5 protein-coding genes and 1 tRNA gene are annotated in these 6,805 nt (G+C 30.4%); 1 reads left to right on the top strand and 5 read right to left on the bottom strand.

All coding sequences use genetic code 11. The features are described 5' to 3' along the window. Nucleotides 1–327: 327 nt before the first annotated feature. From B8T70_RS22515 to B8T70_RS22500, 4 genes are all read right to left on the bottom strand, one after another. Nucleotides 328–401, bottom strand: a tRNA-Ile gene (locus tag B8T70_RS22515). Between the two features lie 145 nt (nt 402–546). Then, nucleotides 547–948, bottom strand: coding sequence for a methylmalonyl-CoA epimerase (gene mce / locus B8T70_RS22510; RefSeq protein WP_039118019.1), 402 nt, complete (start codon nt 946–948; stop codon nt 547–549). A gap of 35 nt (nt 949–983) precedes the next feature. After that, complete coding sequence (locus B8T70_RS22505) at nt 984–3,359, bottom strand: hypothetical protein (protein WP_086896307.1); 2,376 nt, start codon at nt 3,357–3,359, stop codon at nt 984–986. Next, complete coding sequence (locus B8T70_RS22500) at nt 3,319–4,323, bottom strand: hypothetical protein (protein WP_165763248.1); 1,005 nt, start codon at nt 4,321–4,323, stop codon at nt 3,319–3,321. Before B8T70_RS22500 ends, B8T70_RS22505 begins: the two co-directional genes overlap by 41 nt. Before the next feature lie 205 nt (nt 4,324–4,528). Here B8T70_RS22500 and B8T70_RS22495 point away from each other — a divergent pair, with 205 nt between their 5' ends. Then, nucleotides 4,529–6,196, top strand: coding sequence for an Ig-like domain-containing protein (locus tag B8T70_RS22495; RefSeq protein ID WP_039113104.1), 1,668 nt, complete (start codon nt 4,529–4,531; stop codon nt 6,194–6,196). Between the two features lie 156 nt (nt 6,197–6,352). On the opposite strand, the gene B8T70_RS22490 is transcribed toward B8T70_RS22495, so the two are convergent. Then, nucleotides 6,353–6,562, bottom strand: coding sequence for a hypothetical protein (locus B8T70_RS22490; protein ID WP_123912156.1), 210 nt, complete (start codon nt 6,560–6,562; stop codon nt 6,353–6,355). Between the last annotated feature and the right edge of the window lie 243 nt (nt 6,563–6,805).

Genomic DNA, 6,805 nt, shown 5'->3' with positions numbered 1-6,805 from the left:
GAGACCAATTCAAACATATTAAACTCTTGTGGAGGCTTGGCGCTCTCTTCGAAATAAAGGTGTAGTACTTCTTCTGTGTTAGTGCTAGAAACTATTTCAAAGTGTTCTACTAAAAAATCAGGCAGCATAAATTTTAAAAGGTCTATAGGAGTCATCTCAAATTCTTAGATTACAAAGTTCTTATTTTATTTTGACATTCCTCCCCAGGTTTTGTTCTTGATCCTAGATTTTTTCAAAACCATCTATTTCTCAATATCTTGATTAATTTGAGTTTACCCCACAAAAAAAAGCCCCTACATTGCTGTAAAGGCTTTTAAACTTAAAATGTGGTCCCACCTGGGCTCGAACCAGGGACCACCTGATTATGAGTCAGGTGCTCTAACCAGCTGAGCTATAGGACCGGTTTTGAGGTTGCAATATTACCACTATTTTTCATTTGTAGCAAATATTTAGCAATGATTTTTACATTAATTTCGTTAATAATTTCAGTAAAATCAAAACTATCTGATTCTTAAGCTTCTAATTTCCGTATTAAATACTCTAAAATTATTTAATTTCCTGACAAAGCTCAATCAAAACCCCATTTGTGCTTTTGGGATGTAAAAAAACAACTAGTTTATTATCGGCTCCTTTTTTGGGATTTTCATTTAAAACAACAAAACCTTCCTTTTTTAACCGCTCTACTTCCGCAACAATATCTGTTACATCAAAAGCAATATGATGAATTCCTTCCCCTTTTTTTTCCAAAAATTTAGCAATGGGACTTTCTGGGTTTGTCGCTGCCAGAAGTTCAATTTTATTTGGTCCGTTTTGAAAAAACGAAGTTATCACTCCTTCACTTTCTACTGCTTCTGATTTATAAGCAGGAGCTCCAAAAAGCTTTTCAAACAAAAGATTCGAGACCTCTAAATCTTTAACCGCAATTCCTATATGTTCTATTTTATTCATCATCTCAAATTGATTTAGAAAAACACTGATTCTTTTTATTGATTAACGTATGTATTAAAATAACCACATTCGGCAATAACATCCTGATAATATTTTGTATCCGAATAATCTTTTTTCAGCACTTTAAAATTATTCCATGCCAGGAAATTTATCTTATCATCATCTGCAGTCCACCAATTTTTAACCGCAATATACTTTTTATTGTAATATTCATTTCGCTCACATTTTGCCAGCATATAAGTACACTTTGCCTTTTGCTCTTTGGTTGTAGCAGCTTCCAGAGCTTTTTGATAATACATTTTAGACACTGAACAATCTGTGATCATTTTTTTCATAGAATCTCTAAATGAATACGGACTTGAACCATAGCCTACAATTCCGATCTCATAAAAACTTCTTCCGTTTCCGAAATGGGTGATATTATAAAATGCATTCCCTAGTAATAAGCTGTTTGTATATACATCTTCGTTTTTAGCCAGTTTATCTTGCATGGCTTTTATAGTCGTTAAAAATTCTATTTGAGAATATTTCTTTTTTTGGAATGCAGAATGGTCACAATCATGACAATCTTTTATATTTCCGTTAAACGGATTTCCATAAAAAACTGCATTTTGTAATGTATCCGTTTGTTGCATCAAAGTAATTGCTTCAGGGATTTTATTTTGATATGTTGCCTGTATTGCTTGAAAATTATTGATGTTATTTAAATTCAAATTATAAATACTATAACCTATTTTCTCAATTTCGGTTTTATCCGGCTTAGTCAAAAATGCTTTCATTCCTAACAAATTCTTTTCGACATCATAAAAAGAATTCCCTGTTCCCCAATAACCATAAGCCGACGTATTAGCAAACAACTCTGCCATTACATAATTTTTTTGCTCTGTATAAAGAGTCATTAAATACATTTTACTCCAGCTTGAAGCGTTTTCATAACGAAAATCACCTACTTGTTGCTTCGGAAGCTCTTTGTACAACCAATTTAGATCTTTAAGAATTGTTTTTTCATTTTTAGAATTCAACTTATCAATCTTGCTCATATTATTTACAAAACGAAGTAATCTAAGCTGATTATTTGCCAACTCTGTTTTAGGCATTGTCTTTTCGGCTTTGGCAAAATTCTCATCAGCCTTAGCAAAATTCCCTTTTAATGTTTGCAAATACGCTAAAGCAATATCCCACAAATAAGGCTTTTCCGTATTTCCTGTTGAAGCAATTTTAGACACTAAATCGAATGCTTTTAAATCAATTTTCGCTTGATTTCCTTTCTTGTTTTCAGTAACAGTTTGTTTTATTGCAGGCGCACCATAATCAGTAGAGCCCTCAGAATCGACTCTAGCCAACTCAAATGAATTATTAATCCCTTGCTCTTGCTGATTAACTAACCTTGTAAGCAAATAATTTAAATGTTCATTTTTTGGATCTAATTGATAAATTTTATCAATCGCTTGCGCTTCATCTTTATAATACCCATGAATTGCCCAAAGCGCTGCTTTTTCTTTATTATTTTTGGCCATAGCCAAAGATTTATTCCAGTCTGCTTCGTTTTCTGGGTGAAAACTATAAGCTGTAACAATTCTCATTTCTGGACATTTATCAAAAACTTGCGCATATAAATAATTAGAAGTCGAATATTTACCTTGCTGATGATTTATTCCTGCCACATAAGCAAGCGCACGATAATACAATACATTTTTAGGAACAGCTGCTTCTGTTTTATTAAAAAACGTAATTGCTTTTTGCTTATTACTACTATAAAAATAAGCTTTCATGGTAAGAAACCAATACCTGTTTTTTAAGAACGGATCTGATATAGTATTATACACGTTTTCGATAGATTGAATCATTTTTAAATCATCAAAGGTGTTAGCAACCCTAGGTTCATAACTCCAATAATCTTCTCCAACTGACACTGTTTCTATCTTTTGTGCTAAATATAAAAACTCGATAAAAGCCTTCGTTTTATCATCTTTCAAATTTATTTTTTTACCCCATTTTAAAGAAGCCTGATTTCCTTTTTTGTTTTTAAAAAAAACATGAAGCTGTTCAATTTCTTCCTTATATTTTGAAGCATTTTCTTTATCATACGAATATCTTGAAGTATTATCCCCAATTAAAAAATAACTTACCGTAGCAGTATCAACCTTAGTTTTTAAATACGCATTCCAATCTGATTTGATGTCATCATTAAATCTAGAATTATGTTGAGTATCAAAACCAATCCCGTAAAAAACTTCTCCAGAGTAAAACAATGGTCTGTATGATTTTTCGACAAAAGTTTCGGGAGTAAAATTAGAACTATACCCCATTCCCCAATCATCTCCGCCTCCGCAAGCATAAATTATACCATAGGCAAACAATAAAACACCACTAAAAACAAGAAAGAACTTGTTTAAAAACATTTTTTTCATAATTTTTTAAATTGAATTCATCTAAGTCGTAAAAAATAATCTCTTTAGGATATTGAGCCGTATTCTCCTCCAGATCGGAAGCCATTTCTAGCAAATCATCCTTAGAAATCGCCTCTATTTTTAAAACATCACCTTGTTTGTAAAAAGTACCTTTTTTATAATTGGAGTTCTTTACAGTAAAGTATTTTTTTCGACTTAATACAAAATTAGTATCATTTTGCAATTCTTCTATATCTATTTTACTTTTTAATCCTATTACTTTATTGTCTCGAATATGAACCGCCCAAGAATAAATTGGCAAGGCAAAATCAAGCGGTAAAGGATATTTCTTTAAACTTTTTATGTATCGCTGCGCAACTCTTCTGTCATAAATAGAGTTAAGAGAATCAGGCGCAATTGTTCCCATATTATAATACATTAAAACCCCAGTATCAACATTTGGAATTTTAGTCTTTTCAAAATATTTTACCTGATGCAACCGTATTGTAGCTGAGAGCTTTTTATGAGATATCTTCTTGAAAGTTTCTATAAATTTTAAATAATTTAATTTACTTGCCAATGTCCAATCGCAATCGATTTGGATTTCCTGACACGAAATTCCATTTTTATTATTTATTAACTCGACAAAATCAAATGTTTTTTTAGCCAAACTATCTACATCAATTCCTTTTTTCAACATCACTTTATTCTTGATGTATACCACTGGAACAACTGCTAAGTTTTCTGTTTTACTTTCAAAATGTATTGGACTAAGCGGGAATGCTTCTTTAGTTTTTGGATGCAAATCGACATCAAAATACCGGATATAAATCTTACTGATATTATTTTGCTGCAAAGCTTCTTTCTCTTCTGTAGATAATTTAAAGATAGTTTTCCAATAATAAAAAGCTGCAACTGGTTTTTCTTGTTTATTACATGAAATCAATAATAAAAACAAAACACTAAAAACAATGCGAAATTTCAAAATATTCTAAATTAAGTTTACTGTCAAATGTAAGGATACATTTTATTTTATTAATAAATACAAACGAGTTTATCTATAAATAATTTGAGGTAAATCTAGCTTACCTTTATTTTAATCCAAAGTAACAACTCCCAATAATTCGATAAAAAATTTCGATTAAAGCAAATATAATTGTTATTTTGTGCAATAAAAATCTAAACCGATTATGTTGAAAAGCAACTTAAAATATATTTTCTTTTTATTGACCTTATTAATGGTAAGTTGCGCCAAACGCGGAAGCATAACCGGAGGATTAAAAGACACCCTTGCACCTGTTTTATTATCTAGTGTTCCTAAAAATTTTAGCACAGAATTTAAAGGCAATACTATAAAATTGACATTTGATGAGTATGTAAAAATTAAAAATGCGAATAAACAATTGATTATTTCGCCACCAATGAAGCATGAACCTCTCATAAATCCTACAACGGCGAGCAAATACATCACTATAAAAATAAACGACACTTTACAACCTAATACTACCTATAGTTTTAATTTTGGACAAAGTATTACCGATAATAATGAGGGAAATCCGTATAACCAATTTAAATACATTTTTTCTACAGGAAGCTATATAGATTCCTTGGCTCTTGGCGGAAAAATAAAAGATGCACATGATAAACAATCAGACTCATTTGTATCTGTAATGCTTTATGAAATAAACGACACTTATAAAGATTCGGTTGTTTACAAGGAAAATCCACGATATATTACCAACACATTAGATAGTTTAAAGACGTTTAGATTAGAGAATCTAAAGGCTGGAAAATATCTTCTGGTTGCTCTAAAAGACAAAGGAAATAACAATAAATTCAACCCTAAGGATGACAAAATAGGATTTATAAAACATCCTATTACAATACCTAATGATACTATTTATGAATTAGAATTATTTAAAGAAGTACTACCTTTAAAAACACATAAACCTGCTCAGGTTTCAGGAAACAGACTAGTTGTAGGTTACGATGGAAAACAAAATTTTAAGAACTCCAGACCTAAGATTATCTTGAAGAACAACGGAGAAATTCTCCCAACAATTGTTACTCAATTTCCTAAAAAAGATTCACTTCAGGTATGGTATAAACCTCTAAAAGTCGATTCTCTATCGATGGAAATCACCAAAGACAACTACAAAAAGAATTACTCTTTTAAGATAAAAGATCAAAAGAAAGATACTTTACATATTAATGCGCTACAAAGTGGAATTATCCATTTTAGAGACCGATTTACATTAGAAAGCGGAACTCCTTTGGTTCGCTTTGATGAATCAAAAATAAAACTAATAAACAAAGATTCTGTAGCAGTTCCTTTTAAAACCGAATATGATGATTTTGATCAACGTCTATTCTTTGACTTCAAAAAAGAACCTTCTGAAAAATACTCATTTACTTTTTTACCTGGAGCATTGATTGATTTTTACGAAAAAACAAATGATACTTTAAAATATACTTTAACAACAAAAACTCCTGCTGATTATGGGAATCTTACCCTTAATTTACAGAATGTAAAACGCTTCCCTATAATTGTTGAATTAACCAATAAAAAAGGTGACATTATCTTAGCCAATGATTACTCTGAAGATAAAACTACGTTTGAGTTCAATCTTTTGGAACCTGATGTATTTACAGTTCGCGTGATTTATGATGATAATAAAAACAAACAATACGATCCAGGTAATTATTTAGAAAAAAGATATGCCGAAGAAGTCAATTATTATCAAAAAGAGATCAATGATGTTCGAGCCAATTGGGATGCCACACATACTTTCGATTTAAGCATACCATACAATCCCGAACTTGAGAAAAAAGAAGAAGAAAAGAAGAAGAAAAAATAATTTTAAATTTGAATAAAACATAGAAACTCCTTTTTGTTCTTCAATTGCTAATTATTTATCCCATCTAATTTTAAAGAACATTTTTTTAGCCTTAACTATAATAAAACTTTTAATAATAAAAAAGCCTCCAAGATTCATAATTCTGGAGGCTTTTTATTAAAGTTTTTCTGGTTTCTCACCAATAGCACCAATAAAAATAGGATCTTCATAAGGGGCTTGCATTCCTACCTGAATAATAGTATACTCACCATCACACAAGCTAGAAGCATACGCCTTAGCCTGACTCATAGTTGAACCACTTGACGATGCACCACCTCCACCTTTGCATCTAATTTCTATATAACCTCCCGCACCAATCATTTTCATTTCATCTTTACTTAAAAAATGTACTGAGTCTAAATTAATTTTCTTCATAATATTAAATAATAAATTAAAATTTTACCTACTCTATTTTAGCTTTTCGGCTGACGCGTTATCTACATTAAATTATTAACCAACATCTAAAGTAAATGAAATTAGCTTAAAATTAGTATTTTATTTACATATTTTTTACATACAACATTAATAATCTTATAATTATAATCCAAAAAAAAAGAATATAAAAAGAAT

The organism is Flavobacterium sp. AJR (assembly GCF_002156885.1).
Classification (GTDB): Bacteria; Bacteroidota; Bacteroidia; order Flavobacteriales; family Flavobacteriaceae; genus Flavobacterium.
This window is presented reverse-complemented; position numbering and strand designations above follow the sequence as displayed.

What these genes read in the sequence shown, in the direction of transcription:
- mce (WP_039118019.1), bottom strand. Translation starts at nt 948, where the DNA reads ATGAATAAAATAGAACATATAGGAATTGCGGTTAAAGATTTAGAGGTC.
- B8T70_RS22505 (WP_086896307.1), bottom strand. Translation starts at nt 3,359, where the DNA reads ATGAAAAAAATGTTTTTAAACAAGTTCTTTCTTGTTTTTAGTGGTGTT.
- B8T70_RS22495 (WP_039113104.1), top strand. Translation starts at nt 4,529, where the DNA reads ATGTTGAAAAGCAACTTAAAATATATTTTCTTTTTATTGACCTTATTA.
- B8T70_RS22490 (WP_123912156.1), bottom strand. Translation starts at nt 6,562, where the DNA reads ATGAAAATGATTGGTGCGGGAGGTTATATAGAAATTAGATGCAAAGGT.